The organism is Candidatus Paraluminiphilus aquimaris (assembly GCF_026230195.1).
GTDB classification, from domain to species: domain Bacteria; phylum Pseudomonadota; class Gammaproteobacteria; order Pseudomonadales; family Halieaceae; genus Luminiphilus; species Luminiphilus aquimaris.
Genome location: NZ_CP036501.1, coordinates 2,016,234 through 2,033,884, shown reverse-complemented (window position 1 = coordinate 2,033,884; position 17,651 = coordinate 2,016,234). Strand labels below are relative to the sequence as shown.

At 53.6% G+C, this 17,651-nt stretch carries 18 protein-coding genes; 11 read left to right on the top strand and 7 right to left on the bottom strand.

What is annotated here, in order from left to right:
• The first annotated feature begins 7 nt into the window (after positions 1–7).
• Complete coding sequence (locus tag E0F26_RS09310; protein ID WP_279241384.1) at positions 8–934, top strand: alpha/beta fold hydrolase; 927 nt, start codon at positions 8–10, stop codon at positions 932–934.
• Here E0F26_RS09310 and E0F26_RS09305 read toward each other — a convergent pair.
• Positions 931–1,551 carry a LysE family translocator gene (locus E0F26_RS09305; protein ID WP_279241383.1) on the bottom strand — a complete coding sequence of 207 codons (621 nt, stop codon included), beginning with the start codon at positions 1,549–1,551 and terminating at the stop codon, positions 931–933. The genes E0F26_RS09310 and E0F26_RS09305 overlap by 4 nt on opposite strands.
• Here E0F26_RS09305 and E0F26_RS09300 point away from each other — a divergent pair.
• The 4 genes from E0F26_RS09300 (at position 1,550) to E0F26_RS09285 (ending at position 3,807) form a co-directional block, all read left to right on the top strand.
• Entirely contained in the window at positions 1,550–2,080 is a 531-nt protein-coding gene (locus E0F26_RS09300) for a RidA family protein (protein ID WP_279241382.1), read from the top strand. The genes E0F26_RS09305 and E0F26_RS09300 overlap by 2 nt on opposite strands.
• A 13-nt stretch (positions 2,081–2,093) precedes the next feature.
• The gene (locus E0F26_RS09295; protein ID WP_279241381.1) at positions 2,094–2,426 is read left to right on the top strand and encodes a YbjQ family protein; all 333 of its coding nucleotides are present in this window, start codon (positions 2,094–2,096) and stop codon (positions 2,424–2,426) included.
• Positions 2,427–2,686: 260 nt separating this feature from the next.
• Positions 2,687–3,262: a D-sedoheptulose-7-phosphate isomerase gene (locus E0F26_RS09290; protein WP_279241380.1), complete on the top strand. Its 576-nt coding sequence runs from the start codon at positions 2,687–2,689 to the stop codon at positions 3,260–3,262.
• Between the two features lie 2 nt (positions 3,263–3,264).
• Entirely contained in the window at positions 3,265–3,807 is a 543-nt protein-coding gene (locus E0F26_RS09285) for a D-glycero-alpha-D-manno-heptose-1,7-bisphosphate 7-phosphatase (RefSeq protein WP_279241379.1), read from the top strand.
• Positions 3,808–3,864: 57 nt separating this feature from the next.
• Here the strand turns inward: E0F26_RS09285 and E0F26_RS09280 are convergent, their stop codons facing one another.
• Positions 3,865–4,515: a sulfotransferase family 2 domain-containing protein gene (locus E0F26_RS09280; RefSeq protein WP_279241378.1), complete on the bottom strand. Its 651-nt coding sequence runs from the start codon at positions 4,513–4,515 to the stop codon at positions 3,865–3,867.
• A gap of 148 nt (positions 4,516–4,663) precedes the next feature.
• Here E0F26_RS09280 and E0F26_RS09275 point away from each other — a divergent pair, with 148 nt between their 5' ends.
• The 3 genes from E0F26_RS09275 to hldE are packed head-to-tail and all read left to right on the top strand — an operon-like array spanning position 4,664 to position 8,391.
• Positions 4,664–5,881, top strand: a complete 1,218-nt coding sequence (locus E0F26_RS09275) for an O-antigen ligase family protein (protein ID WP_279241377.1) — start codon at positions 4,664–4,666, stop codon at positions 5,879–5,881.
• 7 nt (positions 5,882–5,888) lie between these two features.
• Complete coding sequence (locus E0F26_RS09270; protein ID WP_279241376.1) at positions 5,889–6,956, top strand: glycosyltransferase family 9 protein; 1,068 nt, start codon at positions 5,889–5,891, stop codon at positions 6,954–6,956.
• Complete coding sequence (hldE, locus tag E0F26_RS09265; RefSeq protein ID WP_279241375.1) at positions 6,949–8,391, top strand: bifunctional D-glycero-beta-D-manno-heptose-7-phosphate kinase/D-glycero-beta-D-manno-heptose 1-phosphate adenylyltransferase HldE; 1,443 nt, start codon at positions 6,949–6,951, stop codon at positions 8,389–8,391. Before E0F26_RS09270 ends, hldE begins: the two co-directional genes overlap by 8 nt.
• A gap of 1 nt (position 8,392) precedes the next feature.
• On the opposite strand, the gene E0F26_RS09260 is transcribed toward hldE, so the two are convergent.
• Entirely contained in the window at positions 8,393–9,619 is a 1,227-nt protein-coding gene (locus tag E0F26_RS09260) for an amidohydrolase family protein (protein WP_279241374.1), read from the bottom strand.
• A complete protein-coding gene (locus E0F26_RS09255; protein ID WP_279241373.1) occupies positions 9,616–10,989 on the bottom strand; it encodes an amidohydrolase in 1,374 nt (457 codons plus the stop codon). Before E0F26_RS09255 ends, E0F26_RS09260 begins: the two co-directional genes overlap by 4 nt.
• Positions 10,990–11,140: 151 nt before the next feature.
• Here E0F26_RS09255 and E0F26_RS09250 point away from each other — a divergent pair, with 151 nt between their 5' ends.
• Positions 11,141–11,929, top strand: a complete 789-nt coding sequence (locus E0F26_RS09250; protein ID WP_279241372.1) for a cyclase family protein — start codon at positions 11,141–11,143, stop codon at positions 11,927–11,929.
• Here E0F26_RS09250 and E0F26_RS09245 read toward each other — a convergent pair.
• A complete protein-coding gene (locus E0F26_RS09245) occupies positions 11,926–13,371 on the bottom strand; it encodes a cryptochrome/photolyase family protein (RefSeq protein ID WP_279241371.1) in 1,446 nt (481 codons plus the stop codon). The genes E0F26_RS09250 and E0F26_RS09245 overlap by 4 nt on opposite strands.
• Entirely contained in the window at positions 13,368–14,225 is an 858-nt protein-coding gene (locus tag E0F26_RS09240; protein WP_279243220.1) for an NAD-dependent protein deacetylase, read from the bottom strand. Before E0F26_RS09240 ends, E0F26_RS09245 begins: the two co-directional genes overlap by 4 nt.
• Positions 14,226–14,282: 57 nt before the next feature.
• On the opposite strand from E0F26_RS09240, the gene E0F26_RS09235 reads away from it, so the two are divergent.
• On the top strand, positions 14,283–15,161 hold the full coding sequence (locus tag E0F26_RS09235; protein ID WP_279241370.1) for a TIGR01777 family oxidoreductase: 879 nt from the start codon (positions 14,283–14,285) through the stop codon (positions 15,159–15,161).
• 2 nt (positions 15,162–15,163) lie between these two features.
• On the opposite strand, the gene E0F26_RS09230 is transcribed toward E0F26_RS09235, so the two are convergent.
• A complete protein-coding gene (locus E0F26_RS09230; RefSeq protein ID WP_279241369.1) occupies positions 15,164–16,453 on the bottom strand; it encodes a sigma-70 family RNA polymerase sigma factor in 1,290 nt (429 codons plus the stop codon).
• A 179-nt stretch (positions 16,454–16,632) separates the two neighbouring features.
• Between E0F26_RS09230 and E0F26_RS09225 the strand changes: the two genes are divergently transcribed.
• Complete coding sequence (locus E0F26_RS09225) at positions 16,633–17,634, top strand: MerR family transcriptional regulator (protein WP_279241368.1); 1,002 nt, start codon at positions 16,633–16,635, stop codon at positions 17,632–17,634.
• Positions 17,635–17,651: the final 17 nt, after the last annotated feature.

Below are 17,651 nucleotides of genomic sequence, written 5' to 3'. Positions count from 1 at the left end.
CTTTTTGATGATTGATGCGAATGAAACATTCGACGGCACATGGCCCTTCCGCCCGCGCTTTACCTCAGCATCTGGTTTTAAACAGCACTATGTTGACGAAGGGCCAAGGGGCGCAGAAACTATCCTATGCCTCCATGGCGAGCCGACTTGGGGGTATCTTTATCGCAAGATGATCGGTCCGCTGTCCGAGAACTATCGAGTCGTAGTGCCAGACCATATGGGCTTTGGTAAGTCAGAGACGCCACAAGATCGCGTCTACACACTTCAGACCCATGTTGAAAACTTAGAGCGCTTTGTCGAAGACCTCGACTTACAAGACCTTACAATTGTCTGTCAGGATTGGGGCGGTCCAATAGCCGGCGCTTTCACAGCACGAAATCCCAGTCGAGTGAGCCGATTATTTATGGCTAATACGGTACTTGGTTATGGCGGGGGGAAGGCGGCGGCAGGAAGAACGCCTTGGTTTGAATGGATTGCTAAACACGAAGAGGCGGGGACACTTAACGGTATTCTTGGCGAACTCGGTAGCACGATCCTATCGGTGATGAAGATCATTGGCTTTCAGAATTCTGCCGCTGTCGACGATACATGGATTCGCGCCTATTCAGCCCCTTTTCCCGATAGAGAGTCGTGTATTGGCGGGATTAACTTCCCGCTCGATGTCCACTACGGTCGGTTTTTACCCTTTGTCTTTGAAACCATGGAAACCGGCGATATCGACGCCTTAAAAGCGAAGCCCGCCATCTTGATTTCTGGCGATAAAGACTACGGCATTGCTCAGGACCACGCGATCTCCGATTTCAAAGGACTTTTTCCGGATCGTCGCGTAATAAAAGTCGAGGGGGTAGGGCACTTTTGTCAGGAGGATATTCCCCAGCAGCTCGTGAATTTCATTCAGGAATTTATCGCTGATCATCCGCAGGGCGCCAGCTAATTCAGGACGCCAGATAGGACCCAAACTGCAGCCAAAGCAAGCATGCCAGCAGCGATTCTGTTAACACTCAGTAGGCCTGAGTCATTACTAAGCCGGGTTGCCAACCATTGACCGCCTGTCGCATACAGTGTCATCGACAGAAACTCGGTAGAGAGCATAATGAGAAGCATGATCGTGAATTGGGGGGCCAGAGGCGACTCAGTTACGACAAATCCCGGCAGTAAAGCGATCAAAAATGCCCAGCCTTTTGGATTGCTGATAGCGGTAATAAAGCCCAGCCCGGCCAACGACGCCGCGCTGGTGTCGCCCAGCTGCTTTGCCACGAGTTTTTCTGGTGGCTGTCTGACAAGCATCAACGAAAGGTATAACAAATACGCTCCGCCGATGAGCGAAAAGAGCTTGAAATAGAGGGGATCTCTGGATAGCAGCCAGCCTAAACCCCAAAACGTTGAAATAAAAACGGTTGCGACTCCGACCATTTCACCCCACATCATCCAGAGGGTTCGCCGGTAGCCTATTGAAAGACCGAGTGTAAATGCTAATGTCATACACAGGCCCGGTGTCAGTGACACCGCAGCAATGGTGGGGATGAATAAAAGGATGAGATCTAGCGACATGATTACCTCTGTGCGGAGCGCGATGTTAGCAGGATTTAGTTTGCTGAAGCCGTCAATTGGTTCAGAAAACCGCCAAAAAAGGCCTTGTCGAGTCGTTTTTTTCCTTGTCTTCTCTGGTCTTGCGTCCGTAAGTCATGCACAAACAGTATTTTTCAATGACGGTCCCGATGCGGACCAAAGTCTTCCGTTTTCGCAGGCGGTCCGCGTAAACGACTTACTGTTTGTCTCGGGTCAAGTAGGTACCGATCAATCGGGCGCTCTGGTCGATGGGGGTATCGGACCCGAATCTCACCAAGTCATGCGTAATATCAGAGACATTATCCACCGCCGGGGCTTACAGATGAGCGATGTGGTTAAGTGCACCGTATTTCTTGCCGATGTTGCCCAGTGGGGCGACTTCAACAAGGTATACACAAGCTATTTTTCTCGGCCTTATCCTGCGAGATCTGCCTTAGGGGCAAACGGCCTAGCGCTGGGAGCGGCCCTCGAGGTTGAGTGTATTGCAGCCTACCCACCCACTTCAAAATAGAGTTCACTGAGTAATGACAGACCCTAAAACCATTAAGCTTCTTAGTATTGAAAGCATTCCCGCCGGAATGGAGCCGCTTGGTCTCGTGCGAGGAAGCACGGCTCGATCCCGTAATATCACTCGTGACATCACTGCGGTTATTAAAAATGTGGTGGGAGGAGAGGTGAAGTCCTACACCCAGCTGATGGCTGATGCGCGAGAGGAAGCCATTTATCGTATGCAAGAGGATGCGGCCCAATTGAATGCAACGATGGTCGTGGGCGTTCGCTTTGCCTCGTCCATGATCACTCAAGGCGTCTCAGAGATGGTTGCCTGGGGCACCGCCGTGGGCCCCTCAGGAGACTAGAGGCTATGTGGACACTGCTGATAATTGCTATCTTGTGCGTACCGGTTGCGTATAAACGTCTCGGTGAAAAGCGCTCTGAGCGTTTTGAGAAACGAGATAATTAGACGATTCGCGCGCCAAATCTAAAATGGTTTTGCGCCAGTACTGTAAACTTCACATATCGACAGGGAGCTTATCGGCGCGTTCTGCATGCATTGGCCCGAGTAAAAAGTGTCGCTGAGTTAAATGGATAATTTGAAGCAGGGAAAAGAGGGGGCGCGGTGCAGCATATAGTCCGCAGTACATTAGAAGAACACATTTCGGTCGCTCAGGCCATGAGTGTGCTAGAGGATGATATTGCTCAAGCGGGTGAGATCTGTGCTGAAGCGTTGCGCGCAGGTAAACGCATTTATCTTTGCGGCAACGGGGGTTCTGCGGCGGACGCACAGCACATAGCCGCTGAGTTGATCGGGCGTTTCGTTTCAGATCGGCGCTCGCTTCCGGCCATTGCCCTGACGACTGACACTTCGGCGCTCACGGCTATTGGTAATGACTACGGGTACGACCATGTTTTCAGTCGGCAGGTGGAGGGCCTTGCTCAGCCGGGAGACGTCTTACTTGCGATCTCTACTTCCGGGAATTCAATGAATATTCTCAATGCGGTGGAGTCAGCGCAGAAGAGCGGGGTACTGGCGATTGGTTTGTCGGGTAAATCGGGCGGTGAGCTTCACCGTGTGGCTGATCTGTCGCTTGTTGTGCCCTCTGACGTCACTGCGCGCATACAAGAAATGCACATTGTGGTGGGACATTTACTGTGCGCCCTGATCGAACATCGTCTTGAGCTCGACGACGTCTAGTCATGGCTACGCCGGCAGCCTTTCTCGATAGGGATGGAGTTATCAACGTGGACTCCGGTTACGTTGGATGCTGGGAGGATTTTGAATACCTGCCGGATGCAATCGACGGCTTAATTTTGCTGCAGAACTTAGGTTTTAAGCTCGTAGTTGTTACGAATCAGTCGGGTATTGCGAGAGGGTACTACACTGAGGAAGACTTCCTCAGGCTCACGCAATCGATGAAAGAGGATCTGTCGAGCAGAGGCGTTGATCTATCGGCGGTCTACTACTGCCCCTACTTAGCCGATGCAGAAAGTGAGCCTTATCGGGTTGAGTCGGTTTTGCGAAAGCCCGAACCCGGCATGTTGCTCTTGGCGGCTCAGGAACACGACCTCGATCTGTCCCGATCCATTATGGTTGGGGACAAGGTGTCGGATATGGTTGCCGCCCAGCGCGCCGCAGTACCATATCGTTTCCACGTGACAAGCGGTGCTGCGCATGACGGCGCTACCAAGGCAGCGGGGCTTCTTCAGGCGGCAGAGATGGTGCGGGCGGGCCTTAAGTAGTAAAGGAAGTATCTGTCGATCGCCTCACTGCTCTGTGAGAGTGCAATAGCATAGCGGTTAAAAACTGTACCCCAATAGTTCGATATCACGGGCAAACACCTTTTCTATAAGCGCTTGTGTCTCCGGCGTGTAGTACTCACGGTAAGCAAGGCGATCGCCTGCTTTGCGCTTGTGGGGAAGTTCTATCCTAGGAATGCCAATGGTCTTGCAGCAATGGTCAAAGTCCTGCTGAAGCGTTTCATAGTGCCCAATAAAATCGACAATCAAGTCGCCGTTTAGGTCCACCAGATAATTCGACTGCGGCGTTATCGACGTATCGAGGTGATACTGCCACTCGCGATCGGGATCAAATTTGCGGTAGAGAAATTCAGCAAAGCTCTCGTTCGGCCTCATAAGCTGAGGTCGCTCACGCCGAATGTGATGGTAAGAGCTGACTTGTAAGTCCCAGGGGTTGCGAACAAACGCAAACTTAAACAGCGACTCATAGAACTCGCGGGGAAGCATTTCTTTGGCCGCAATGGCCTTTGAGTGCCGAGGCAACTTGATCGCCAGTTCGTGGTTTGCCATTCCGCTTAGCTTACTTGCGAGCCAAATCGGCGCATAGTAGGGGTCGCGCCATCGATACTTCTGCAGTGCTGAGCGGACGCTGGTCCCACCGGTCTTAGCTATGTGGATAAATAAGAATTTCTTTCGATGTGATAACAGCATGTGGCGATGAAACACGCTGTCGATGAACGGTGCAAGTTAAATTGTTGATTTTCCGCTTATTAACGGGTGTTAGCTGGAGTTGGGCTATGCATTTCGTTACTCTCGAGAACGTATCCACGGAACTCAAAGCAGCCCAATAGTCACAATAATGCCGCAGCAAACGTTGATTCCAGCCCCGCTAATGTGGGTGTTTTTATTTTTCTCGCTCGCTGTGAGTGTCGCTACGCGCCAGTTGATCTGGCTTATGGTGGTGGTGACCCTGGGTGGCTTGTTGACCGACCGTAAGGCGGTCGTATCGACAGAGGGCATGAAGCGCGCCGCGTTACTGTTTTCGTGTATAGCGATACCGGGTTTTATTAGTCTCATCATGTCGGTCAATCCGGATCGTGGTCTATCCGCGGCTTTCCGTTTTGCAGCTTACGGCTTTGCTGCCTGGGTTGTACTCAGCGCAAAGCTAGAAGAGGGCGATGCAAAACAAATCATGTCCTGGCTGGGTATTTTGCTCGTAGCGTGGGCAATTGATGGCTTTATCCAGTTATTGACAGGGGTAAGTCTGTTGGGCGACCCACTGATAGAGTTAGGGGAATCTGGCGCGGTGGTAACCGGCTCGCTGCAGCTGGGCTACGGTGCGACCATCGCCATTCTGTCGCCTTTCTTTTTGGAGGCGCTGCGACGAGCCGGTGGGATTGGTATTGGAATTCTTTCCTTGCCAGTCTACGCCGCCATTGTCATGAGCAGCCATCAGTCCTCGGCCGTGCTCGCATTAATTGGCCTTGCGGCGTGGGCGGTGCTGGCATTACGGCACCCCGAAGTCGGCGCTAAACGACAAATTACAGGTTTTGTTGTCTCCGGAATTATTGGGTTGCTCATAGGCTCATACTTGTCGATTGTAACGGGACAAGTGAGCACGATCGCGGAAGCACCGGCCCGTTACCAATCGATCTTATATCAACCCCAGTTGTGGGAGAGTGCCTGGATAGCGTTCAAGGAACATTGGTTTACCGGCGTTGGTATGAGAGGTTTTGGTACCTTTGCTGTGGGACAGGAAATATTCCTCGGGACAGGGGTATCTGAGACGTGGCACCCACATCTTACGTTGCTCGAAATCATGGCAGAAACGGGTGTTGTGGGGTTAGTAGGCTACGGTCTGTTGCTTTATTTTCTCTGGGGCTACCTGATGGATGAGCGGATGCCCGTGGCCGTTGCGGGCTTAGTGGCGATACTCGCAATATTTCCCATTGGGACCGCCGTCGGTATTTACAGTTATATTGGCGGCAATCTGATTTTTCTCACCTTCACACTGCTTATTGCCTTGGACAGAGACTGCTCATACCCCGTGAAGCCGCCGGTTATCGCTCCCGATTGATTCGACAATGTCAGTATCTTCCCCAAAGCGTGTTCTGATCATCCGTCTTAGTGCAATCGGCGATGTGGTGTTTGCGTCGCCATTGGTTGAAGCCTGTAAACGTCAATTTCCAGATGCTGAAATCGACTGGTTAGCAGAGGGCGTGGTACGGCCGCTACTCGTAGGTATGCCGTCTATTGGACGCGTTATTCTCTGGCCACGCCAAGAATGGCGAGCGCTTTGGGAAGAGAAGCGCCTAGTAGCGCTTTTTAAGGCCATTACCGGTTTCAGGCGAGAACTTCGATCGAGAGATTACGACCTGGTGGTAGACGCACAGGGTTTGCTAAAAAGTGCTTTTTTGGCCTGGCTGACGGGTAGCTCCCAGCGCGTTGGCTTTCATTCAAAGGAGCCTAATGGACTGTTGCTCACCCAACGATACCCCAAGCAAATAACGTCCAGAATCAGCTCAGAATACCTTGGGTTAGCCGAAGAACTGGGTTGGGATACTCAGGAATTTAAGATGGTTCTTGGCGTGACGGATGAAGATCAATCAAGAGCTGAGGCGATTGCCGCGCCAATGAGCTATATCGCAGTAGCGCCCTTTACCACGCGACCTCAGAAGCATTGGACGAGGGCGCACTGGCGCTCCCTCATTCAGACACTGGTTGCTCAGGGACATAAAGTGGCCTGCCTTGGAGGACCTGCGGATCGTGCCGAGGCGGCCGAAATGCTCAAAGGGCTGAACGCAGAAAGTTGGGTGGGGACCCACCCTTTGGGTGTCAGTGCGAGCTTGGTCAGTAAGGCCAGAGCAGTTATCGGAGTCGATACCGGCCTTACGCATATGGGAGTTGCTGCAGGGGTACCAACGGTGGCGCTTTTTGGGTCTACCTGTCCCTACACGGAAACAGAGCGCAATAATGTCCGTGTGATTTACCACGATCTAGACTGTGCGCCCTGTAAGCGACGGCCGAGTTGTGGTGGCGCGTTTACTTGCATGGCTGCGTTAGTCCCATCGGAGGTGTTGGATGCCTTAGAGCATGTTTTGGCTGTGCCACCTCAGCAGGTGGATAAGGAAAGAGAAATAGTTCATGGCTAATATCCCGGATTTTGGAAAGGCGAAGGTCCTCGTCATTGGCGATGTCATGTTGGATCGATTCTGGCATGGCAGCGCAACGCGAATGAGTCCGGAGGCCCCAGTGCCCGTTGTCAATGTTGGTGAGGTTGACGACCGTCCCGGTGGTGCAGGGAACGTAGCGGTGAATCTGGCTGCTTTAGGCGTAAGTACCACGCTCTCGGGCCTGGCGGGTGACGACGAGCACGCAAACGTTTTACGAAGGGCTGTCGAAAGCCGTGGAGTGAGATGGTCGGTGATGCCATGCGCCGCTGAAACAATCGTCAAGCTTAGGGTCTTAAGCCGGAATCAGCAGCTCATTCGCATGGATTTCGAAGCCCCTTTCGACGACTACGCTGACGATATGTTCATTCAATACGTAAGCAATCTTATTGCTGAACACGATGTTGTCCTGCTCAGCGATTACGCAAAAGGCACTTTATGCCGCGTTGAGGCGTTGATAGAGGTCTGTCGGTCACAAAAAATCCCCTGCCTTGTCGATCCAAAAGGTAGCGATTTCTCGCGATACCGTGGTGCCACAATGATCACGCCTAATCTTTCGGAGTTTGAGGCGGTTGCGGGTCCCTGCGAGCAGTCAGATACCAAAATTAGTGCGGCAGCGAGGGCGCTTTGTCAGGAGTTTGAGTTTGACGCCGTTTTAGTCACACGAAGCGAGCGTGGCATGACGCTCCAGCCTAGAGCGGGGGAAGCACTGCATCTGCCCGCGCTGGCCAAAGAGGTGTTTGATGTAACGGGGGCGGGCGATACGGTTATTTCGGCGGTTGCAGCGGGTATTGCCAGTCAAACCTCTCTCGAGCATGCAACGCGACTTGCCAACATTGCCGCGGGGTTGGTTGTTGGTAAGGTGGGAACTGCATCCATATCTCGTGATGAATTGGCGCTTGCGGCAAATGGCGAGTCCGTCGTTAACGTGCCGCCGGATTTTGGTGTTGTCGACGAGACTTCGTTGTTGGCGGCGCTGTCGCAAATCAAAGCTAACAATCAACGTGTGGTTATGACGAACGGCTGTTTTGACCTTCTTCATCCAGGGCACGTTAGCTATCTAGAGTCCGCTTCAGCGCTCGGTGATGTGTTGATCGTTGCGGTCAACGACGATGCCTCGGTGTCCCGTTTAAAAGGCCCAGAGCGGCCAGTAAACGCGTTGAGCGCGCGCATGGAGGTGTTAGCGGGCCTCAGGTCGGTTTCCTACGTCGTGCCGTTTACTGAAGATACGCCTGCGCGTTTGATAGAGGCAGTTTCACCAGATGTCTTGGTTAAAGGGGGAGACTACGCCGTCGCTGACATCGCAGGGCATGAACATGTCATCGCCACGGGTGGCGAAGTCATTATTCTGGATTTTCTTGAGGGTCATTCGACGACCGCAACCCTATCGCGCATAAACGAATCGTCGAGTGACTAAATCACCGATTGATGTACGCCCGACCAAGACCTGCATCTTCGGGAAGATAGCGCTCAAGTAGTTTACTCTGACGCGTCGCCATTGAGGTCACTTCACCCTTTAGGATGACACTGGTGGCATAACTTGTGACCTCAAGCGGATCGCCACTCCAGATAACCATATCTGCGCGGTTTCCAACCTCTAGTGCTCTGACACGGCCACCGAAAACACGGCTAGGCGTAGTCGTCATGGCCTCGACAGCGGCTTCGTGCGGCATGCCATGAGCTACCGCTGCCCCGGCACCTTGGCGAACTTTACGTGCATTGTGAGTCTCGCCACTGGTGAACAGGACTTGCACACCTGCGTCATGTAAAAGAGCCGCATTGTCTAAGCGGGAACCAAGCGCATCAAAATTTGAGGGCAGGTTATCGAGCCCATTAACCATCACGGGGATGTCTGCCGCTGCTAATTCATCAGCTAAAAGCCAAGCTTCACGGCCTCCGGTGATAACACTGTTCAGACGGTATTCGTTTGAAAAGGAGATGACCTTTCTGATGTCGGCCGCACGGTTTGCACTAAATACGAATACGCCATTCTTGGTAAGATCTTTTAGGTGCTCTTTACCTGACTGACTCAAGTACTCCCGCTCGGAACTCCGACGCTTTAAGTCAGCCATGATCCCGTCGAGTAACATCCAGTGGGCAGCGCGCGAGCCACCGACCTTGTCAGCGGCATAGCCACCGACATCGACGAATAGAACATCGCTGCCATTAAAGCTCTCGAACCCGCCGTCAAAGTCCACAAGCGATCCTCTACCTGCGACAGAATACTGGCCGCCACTCGCCATTAGCAACGAATAGCCAAAGCCCTCCACGCGCGTCACGCCCACGACCGACGACATTGGGGAGTAGGCGTCTCGTACGTCGAACCCGACCTGGACCGTGTTGTCCTTGGTGTCACTCATTGAGCCATCGGCTGATTCTCGAACCGCATTGACCTCCACCAAACCGGTGGCGGTAGCGCCTGCAAATAATGCGGGTGTCACAATCGCGCCGTTGGCATCGATGACGGTATCTGCAACAGTCGTAATGTTTGTCCCAATGTCAGCAATAACGTCATCCTCGATCAGCACACTGACGCCATGTTGCGTACCCAGCGGCCCCATGCTCATCAAATTTGCATTTGTGACAAGAACGCTGTCTGCAAAAGCGGATGGGGCAATCAAAAGGCCAATCAATAAACGCTTCATTCTCCCGCCTCCAGTAGTTGTCCAAGCTCGAAATCAGAAACCGGCTGTAACTCAGGGTTCAACCTGTCGTAGCGGTGGACGCCGTCAATAAAGACGTGGTCGGCTTTGGTATACACGCTAAAAGGGTTACCGCTCCACAGCACAACATCAGCCATCTTTCCTGCTGCAAGTGTCCCCGTTTTATCTTCAATGCCGAGTGACTTCGCGGCGTTAGATGTAATCCACGTGATCGCACGCTCGGGCGGAATGTCTAATCCCGCCTTGACCCCGCGGCTCATGGCTTTGGCTGCTTCTTGATTCAGTCGCTGGATGCCTTCATCAGAGTCGGAGTGCACGACGGCACAACTGCCGTCGGGACGATCAACGAGGGCAATATTTTCCTGAATTCCATCGTAGGCTTCCATCTTGAAGCCCCACCAGTCAGCCCACAGCGCCCCGCAGACATCATTTTCTGCAAGTTCATCGGCAATCTTGTAGGCCTCGACACCGTGGTGGAATGTACCCACCTTGTAATCGAACTCCTTAGCGAGATCTAAGATGGTTAGCATCTCGTCCGCTCGGTAACAATGCATGTGAATGATGATCTCTCCGTCGAGCACCCCGGCGAGTGTCTCAAGTTCGAGGTCACGTTTTGGCCTTGTGGTCTCTTTTTGTTCTTCGCGAGTTAGCGCAGCGTATTGGGCGTGCTCATCACGATAGTCTTGCGCTTTGATCCATGCTGTTCGGTAGCCTGCGATATTACCCATGCGCGTAGACGGCCCACTGCCTTTCCTGCCGTAGACCCGTTTTGGATTCTCGCCGCAGGCCATTTTTAGGCCATAGGGCGCGCCGGGAAACTTCATGCCTTGATAGGACACCGAAGCGACATTCTTTAAAGTGACGGCACGTCCACCGAACAAGTTTGCCGAGCCTGGCAAGATCTGCAGCGTCGTGACGCCACCGGCCAGCGCGCGGCCAAAACCGGGGTCCTGTGGCCAAATACTGTGTTCTGCCCAAACTTCGGCCGTGACGGGCGCTGTCGCCTCGTTTCCATCTGAGTGCGCGTCAACATCAGGGGAGGGATAGACCCCTAAATGCGAGTGCACGTCAATCACGCCGGGCGTGACCCATCGTCCCTTCGCATCGATCACTCGTGTATTGGCTGCCAATTCGGGCGCACTGTCAGTTACCTCGACGATTTTGCCGTTCACAAAATAAACACTGGCGCCCTCAAGACGCTGACCATCTCCTGTCAACACCGTAGCGTTGGTGATCAGCGTTGGATTGTGCTCAGGTGCCGTGTAGGTTGACGGATAGGGCGCCTCGGCGTTGGCGAGTGGACTCAAGCATGCGGCGCTCAGAAGCAGTAGTTTTTTATTGAAGAAATTCATAGTGCATCCACAACACATTAATTTGTCGTGAACATTAGTCTCGAGAATGAATTTTGCCAAGATGCATAAGTGTTAGATGTCACCTGCTAGTGCGGGTAAAGTCAGACATGATTGCAACGAATTGTTTATGAGCTAGCAGAGGAGGCCAACCGTGCGCCGATTCATCGACTTGTCTATTTATCTCGAAAATGACGTGGTGAGTGACCCACCACCCATGCGTCCAAAAATTGACTACATTCGGCACGATGCGGGAGCCGAGCAAATGGCTGACTTCTTTGAGGGCCTCGATAAATCTGAGCTGCCAGACAGCGAGGGCTGGGCGATCGAGATGGTTCAGCTCTGCACGCACAACGGAACGCACCTTGATGCGCCTTACCACTACCACAGCACCATGAATAACAAAGCGGGAGGTGCTGAGAGGGCAATCACCATCGATGAGGTGCCCCTTGAATGGTGTTTCCAGCCCGGAGTGAAGCTGGATTTCAGAGACAAGCCAGATGGGTATGTCGTGACTGCGGCCGACGTTGAGGCTGAGCTTGCGCGAATAGAGGTCGATCTATCGCCCTTAACCATCGTTCTTGTCAATACTTCCGCAGGTAAGCGTTACGGAAGCGAAGACTATGTGAATGCAGGGGCTGGGATGGGTTATGAAGCGACAATGTACCTGCTAGAGCGGGGTGTTCGTGTCACCGGGACCGATGCGTGGAGTTGGGATGCGCCGTTTAGTTATACCGCTGAGCGCTACGCCGCAGACAAAGACGCACGTATTATTTGGGAGGGGCACAAGGCCGGACGCGATATCGGCTACTGCCACCTTGAGAAGATGCACAATCTAGAGGTTTTGCCCGACCATGGTTTCACGGTCAGCTGCTTCCCTCACAAAGTCCGCGGTGGCTCGGCCGGGTGGACGCGAGCAGTGGCGATTATCGATGAGGCTTAGCCTGCTTTCTTGATGACTTCGTAGGCGTCAAGAGCTCCTTGCCGAGCGGTTTTATGGTCAACGATGGGGTGCGGATAGTTTTCGCCAAGCGCGACACCGGCGCCGGCTAGGGTCAACGCAGGCGCCTCCCAGGGTTCATGGAGGAACTTCTTTGGAAGTTCTGCCAGTTCCGGACACCAACGTTTAACGTAGTCGCCCTCAGGATCGAATTTTTGGCCTTGAGCAATGGGGTTGAAGATACGGAAATAGGGTGCCGCATCAGCCCCGGAGCCGGCAACCCATTGCCAACTGCAGGCATTTGAGGCGATATCGGCGTCTAAAAGGCAATCCCAGAACCACCGTTCACCTTCTATCCAATGGACAAGCAAGTGCTTCGTTAAAAATGAGGCAACGATCATCCGAACGCGGTTATGCATGAAACCCGTTTGCCACAGTTCTCTCATCCCTGCATCGACGATGGGATAGCCTGTCATGCCACGTTGCCAAGCGCGCAGATGATCGACACTGTTATCCCAGGGAAAACCTGAAAACTGTTGTTTAAATGGGCGGTCAGGCATGGCACCGAACAGATCGATTAGTTGGTAGCAAAACTCTCGCCATCCGATTTCGGCGAGAAACTTATCTATAGCGCCATTCCACTGCGGCGCAGATAGCTTTCGTTGCTGTGCTGAGGCCCAGACTTGTCGGGGTGACATTTCCCCAAATTTAAGGTGCGGCGCGAGGCGTGAGGTATAACGTTTTGCCGGTATGTCCCGGCCCTCGGAATAGTGCGCAACAGGTGCTTCTAAAAACCTCTCCAAAGCATGGTGAGCGCCGTCTTCACCCGGCTCCCACATCGCCTCCCAGCCATCCGCCCAATCGGGGATCCCATGTTGTTGCTTCGGGTCCAGCTTCCAGTCGTCTAGCTCATCGCTGACCGGCATGGCGTCAGACCACTGAACCGCCGGAGCAGGAAGCGGCGCGGCGATCGGCATTTTTAGCGCCGCTCGCCAAAAGGGTGTGAAGACCTTGAATGCTGTACCCGAGCCAGTGAGTACTGATCCTGGCTCATGAAGCAGTGTCCCCGGATAGCGTTTCACGGAGACGCCAATCTCATTGAAGGCTTCATTGATGGCGGCTTCCGTTCCTGCAGCCCATGGCTGGTATTGTCGAGAGAAATAGATCGCATCAGCCCCTGACGCCGCTTGAAGCTCACGCAGCACCTCCACTGTGTCACCTTTGCGAAGCACCAACTTGCCCTGCATTTGCTCGATCGAACGTCCCAGTTTTAGGAGGCTCTGTTTGAGCCACCAGCGACTCGCGCCACCCATGGGCCAATCCCCGCAGGCTTCATCGTCAAGAACGAACACGGGAATGACGGCACCGCGTTGTGAGGCTGCTGTGAGCGCTGGGTGGTCGTGAAGCCTGAGATCCTGCCTGAATAAAACAATGGTCGTGCTCACGCGGTTTTTTTCTCCGTTGAAGGGACAAGCTCGTCTACGGCGGCAACCAAACGTTGCATCGCATTAGCTGAGATTTTAAGGGTGGCCAGATCGTCTGCACGTGTCTGGCCTTCATTAACAATGACGATTGGAATCCGGTGTTTTTCCGCCTGACGACAAAACCGAAAACCCGAATAGACCTGCAAGGAACTACCGACGACCAGTAATCCACTCGAGCGTGAGATGGCATCAGAGCAGAGCTCGACCCGTGGCTTTGGCACTGTGCCCCCAAAAAACACCACGTCAGGCATGAGTGTACCGCCGCAAGACTGGCAATCGGGGATGCTTATTCGCGAGATGTAATCCTCGGGAACGTCTGCATCACCATCGGGCCGCGCTATGTGGCGGTATTCTGGAACAAAAGGATTATTTGCCAGTAACCGTGCCTGCAAAGACTCCCTTGTCTCGTGGGCGCCGCAATCAAGACACACCGCACGGTCCAGCCGACCATGCAGATCGATCACATTTTTTGATCCAGCCCGCTGGTGCAAGCGATCGACATTTTGCGTTATCAGCGTATCGATCTTACCCGCACGTTCCAGCGCCGCCAGCGCATAGTGATTAGCATTTGGTATGGCCGCATCCACGCCCGTCCAGCCCACCATAGATCGCGCCCAGTAGCGTTGCCGTTTACTGTAAGATTCGACAAATTCTCGATGTTGAATCGGATCAACGCGAAGCCATCGCCCATCTCGATCGCGATACGTTGGTATGCCAGAGGCCGCACTGACACCGGCGCCGGTAAGAACGGTCCAGCGCTCAATGCGACGAAGCCAAGTAGGAAGTGATTCAACCGTTTTCTGCATTGTACGTATACGTTGGTTACTGCTCGTTGGTTGTTGGGCTTAATGACGCGAAAGGATATAGCGGCTATGCACATATTGGTGACAGGTGGCACAGGACTAATTGGACGTGCCTTGGTCAAAAGTTTGCTGTTGGACGGACACGTAATCACTGTATTTACCCGCCAGACACTTCGGTCAGAAGAGCGCATTCGGTACATCCGGCAACTAAAGGATATACCCGAGGACCTCGATGCGGTGGTAAACCTCGCGGGGGCAGGGCTGGCTGATCGCCGCTGGAGCGAACAGTACAAGCGCGAAATTTTGAGTAGTCGAATCGCCTTAACACGAGACCTAATCGAGCATTTGACGCAAATAGGCATGCCGAAGGTGTTTGTTAGCGGCAGTGCGATTGGCTTTTATGGTGAGAGTGATAGTGCATCGTTCACTGAAACCGACAGCAAGGGCTCGGGGTTCTCAGCGGAGCTGTGCGCAAATTGGGAAGCCGAGGCTCAAAAAGCGGCATCAGAACACACGCGGGTAGTGTTGCTTCGAACGGGTGTGGTACTTGAGGCAAACGGGGGTGCTTACCCCCAAATGACGCAGTCCTTTAAGCTCGGTGTGTCGTCTTGGATGGGCCGAGGGCGGCATTGGTTAAGTTGGATCCATATCGACGATATGGTCAGCGCGATACGCTTTTGCTTAGATCATGAGCAACTAAGAGGGCCGGTAAACATGACGGCGCCCGAACCGGTTACACACCGCACGTTCGCAGCCGCCGTGGAGGCCTGCTCGTCCACTTGGCTAAAACTGGGCGTGCCAGCCCCCGTGATGCGAGTGATGTTGGGGGAGATGGCGGACGAACTGCTGCTGACAGGACAGCGGGTGTTACCCAATACGCTGACTGCACATGACTTTGGTTTCAAACACCCAACGATTGCTTCAGCAGTGTCCGCCTTGACGCGGTGACGCTACCAATTGCTGCTGTGCTGGTAGTCATCGAAGGTTTTCTGAACGTCAATTTGTCCTTTGAGCTTCTTTAAAGCCGAACGCTCCAGCTGACGCACCCACTCTCGGCTTACGCCCAGCTTGTCTGCTATCTCTGCTCGGCTCAGGGGAGGGGCATTGTTTAGTCCCCAGCGCGCACTTACCACCTCGCGTTCATTTGACTCAAGGCGCGATATCGCATGGCCCAAAAACTTACCTAAGGACTCCTGCTCGGCGTCATCGCTTGCCCCGCCAAACGTCTCACCCACGAGGGTGTCGACCATGCTTTGGTCGTCTTCATCATCGTATTTTGGTGCGTCCAGCGAGACCGTTAAGTTTCGCAGTTGCAGAAGCTCTCGTGCTTTTTCCGGATCCATGCCTGCGTTTGCGGCCAAGGTCTCCGTATCCGCTTCTTGACCGGTCCTTGCCTGCTCCGCGTACCGCTCCTTGTAGAGCCTACCAATCTGTTCTTGGACGTGTGTGGGGAAGCGAATCAGTGTGCCGGCGTCGCCGACGTAACGCCTAACGGCCTGGGTAATCCAATTAAAACAGTAGGTACTGAAGCGAAAGCCCTTCTCGTACTCAAACTTTTCCGCTGCGCGAATGAGTCCCAGCGTACCTTCTTGCACCAGATCGAGGTAGCCGACCCCTCGCCCTTTGTAGCGGGAGGCGATGGAGTAAACCAGCCTCAGGTTATGCATGACGAGACGATCGCGGGCTTCGGTATACCTGCGGAGCTTCTGTTTTAGTTGAGCCAATGTCTCCTGCTCAAGTGCAAAGGAGGGCACGGGGGTCTGCCAGTGTCGCTGCCAATGGCCGATAGCATCAGACACCGTATCGGCAAACTGCCCGCCTGCTCGACGCAGTATCGCCACGGCAATCCCCACTGTAAGGCTTGCGGGCAACTCAAGTCCCTCAACGTATTTGAGTCGCGCGGAGGACGTTTTCAGTGTGCCGAGTTTCTGGGCGGCCTCACGTGATTGCGCACTGTGACTGCCGTCGCTAAAAAGGGCCGCGAGTTCTCGCCTCAAAACGAAATGGAGGTCACGGTTCGGAAACCGCTGTATCTGCGGTGGATTGACCAAACACTGATCGCAAAACGTGGCTAAGTAGTCGCTCAATTCTTCCTCATTCGCGATGAGCGCATACAGCTCGCGAACCGCCTGCCATTTGGCGGCATCTATTTGCTGCTCTTGCTCAGCTGTCAGGAGGTCATAACGCCGCGCTTCGGCGAACATTAATTCGATGTCTTTCTCGTCAGTGTTGTCGATCATGACCGGTGCCTCGATAGGAATACCATCTATACGGCGCTACCTCGGCGCTGCCCAGCGAAAGTTGGACATTGTCCAGCTAGGAGTTGAACAAGAGTTGGACGCGCGCAATATGTCCTGATCTAAACCGCAATTTGTCCCGTAAATCACGACAGTTACCGAACAAACAACCGGGGAAATTCATGAACGCACCAGCTAAGGCACCAAATATTTTAGAGCCACGCCCGCTTTATGGGATTGGTACGGTCGCAAGATTAACCGGCTTGAAGCCCGACACGCTCCGCGTTTGGGAGAGACGGTACGGCCTGGGGGCCAGCTACAAATCGGCATCAGGGCGGCGGCTGTTTACCCAGTCAGACCTTGAGCATCTCCAGTTGATCACGGCGCTCGTCGAGGACGGTGTTCGTATTGGCGAAATTGCTTCGTCTGACAGAAAGACACTTGAACTGCTTGTTAGTAATCGCGGGAGCCGAATGGCCAAGGCAATACCCGCATCGAAGTCAAAAGTCGTCTTTGTGGGCCCTGAACTGTGTCAGTGGCTGGACGGACACCAAGGCTGTCTCTCGAATATCAGCGCGTTTTTGTCTCGCATGCCGTTGGCGAATGCTGTCGATACGCTCGATCAGGACGAAAAGGCGGACATGCTTGTCGTTCATTGCCCTTCAGTATCCATGACGAATATCAACGCCATGGACACACTCGCAAATCGTCTTGGCGCCAAACGAACATTGGTGTTGTATCAACTGTGCAACCAACGGTGGATCGAAGAAATCGAGCGCCGCGGTATGTCGGCTCTCGAATACCCGCCGGAATCAGCACGTTTGGCTTTCGAGTTAGGTCGGGTGGCTATTGATCACGAGGCTAAGCAGGGCGAGATTAACTTGGGCGAGCTCATTCAAGCCAAGCCACGGATGTACGACGACAGCACGCTTAACGCGGCGGGTAAGTTAAAAAGCTTACTTGACTGCGAATGCCCAAAGCACATTTCCGACCTTATCAAGACGTTGAGTGAGTTTGAAACCTACTCAACGGCTTGCAGCGTCGAGAACTGGCACGAGGCAGCCGTGCACTCCTGCATCTATGCCTACACCGCCCAAGCGCGGTACCTCATGGAGAAGGCCCTTCAAGCAGCACTAGAGGGGCGCGGTGAGGAGCTAACGCGGATCATTCGCAGTCCCCGCTAAGTCCTGTCGTCGATTTT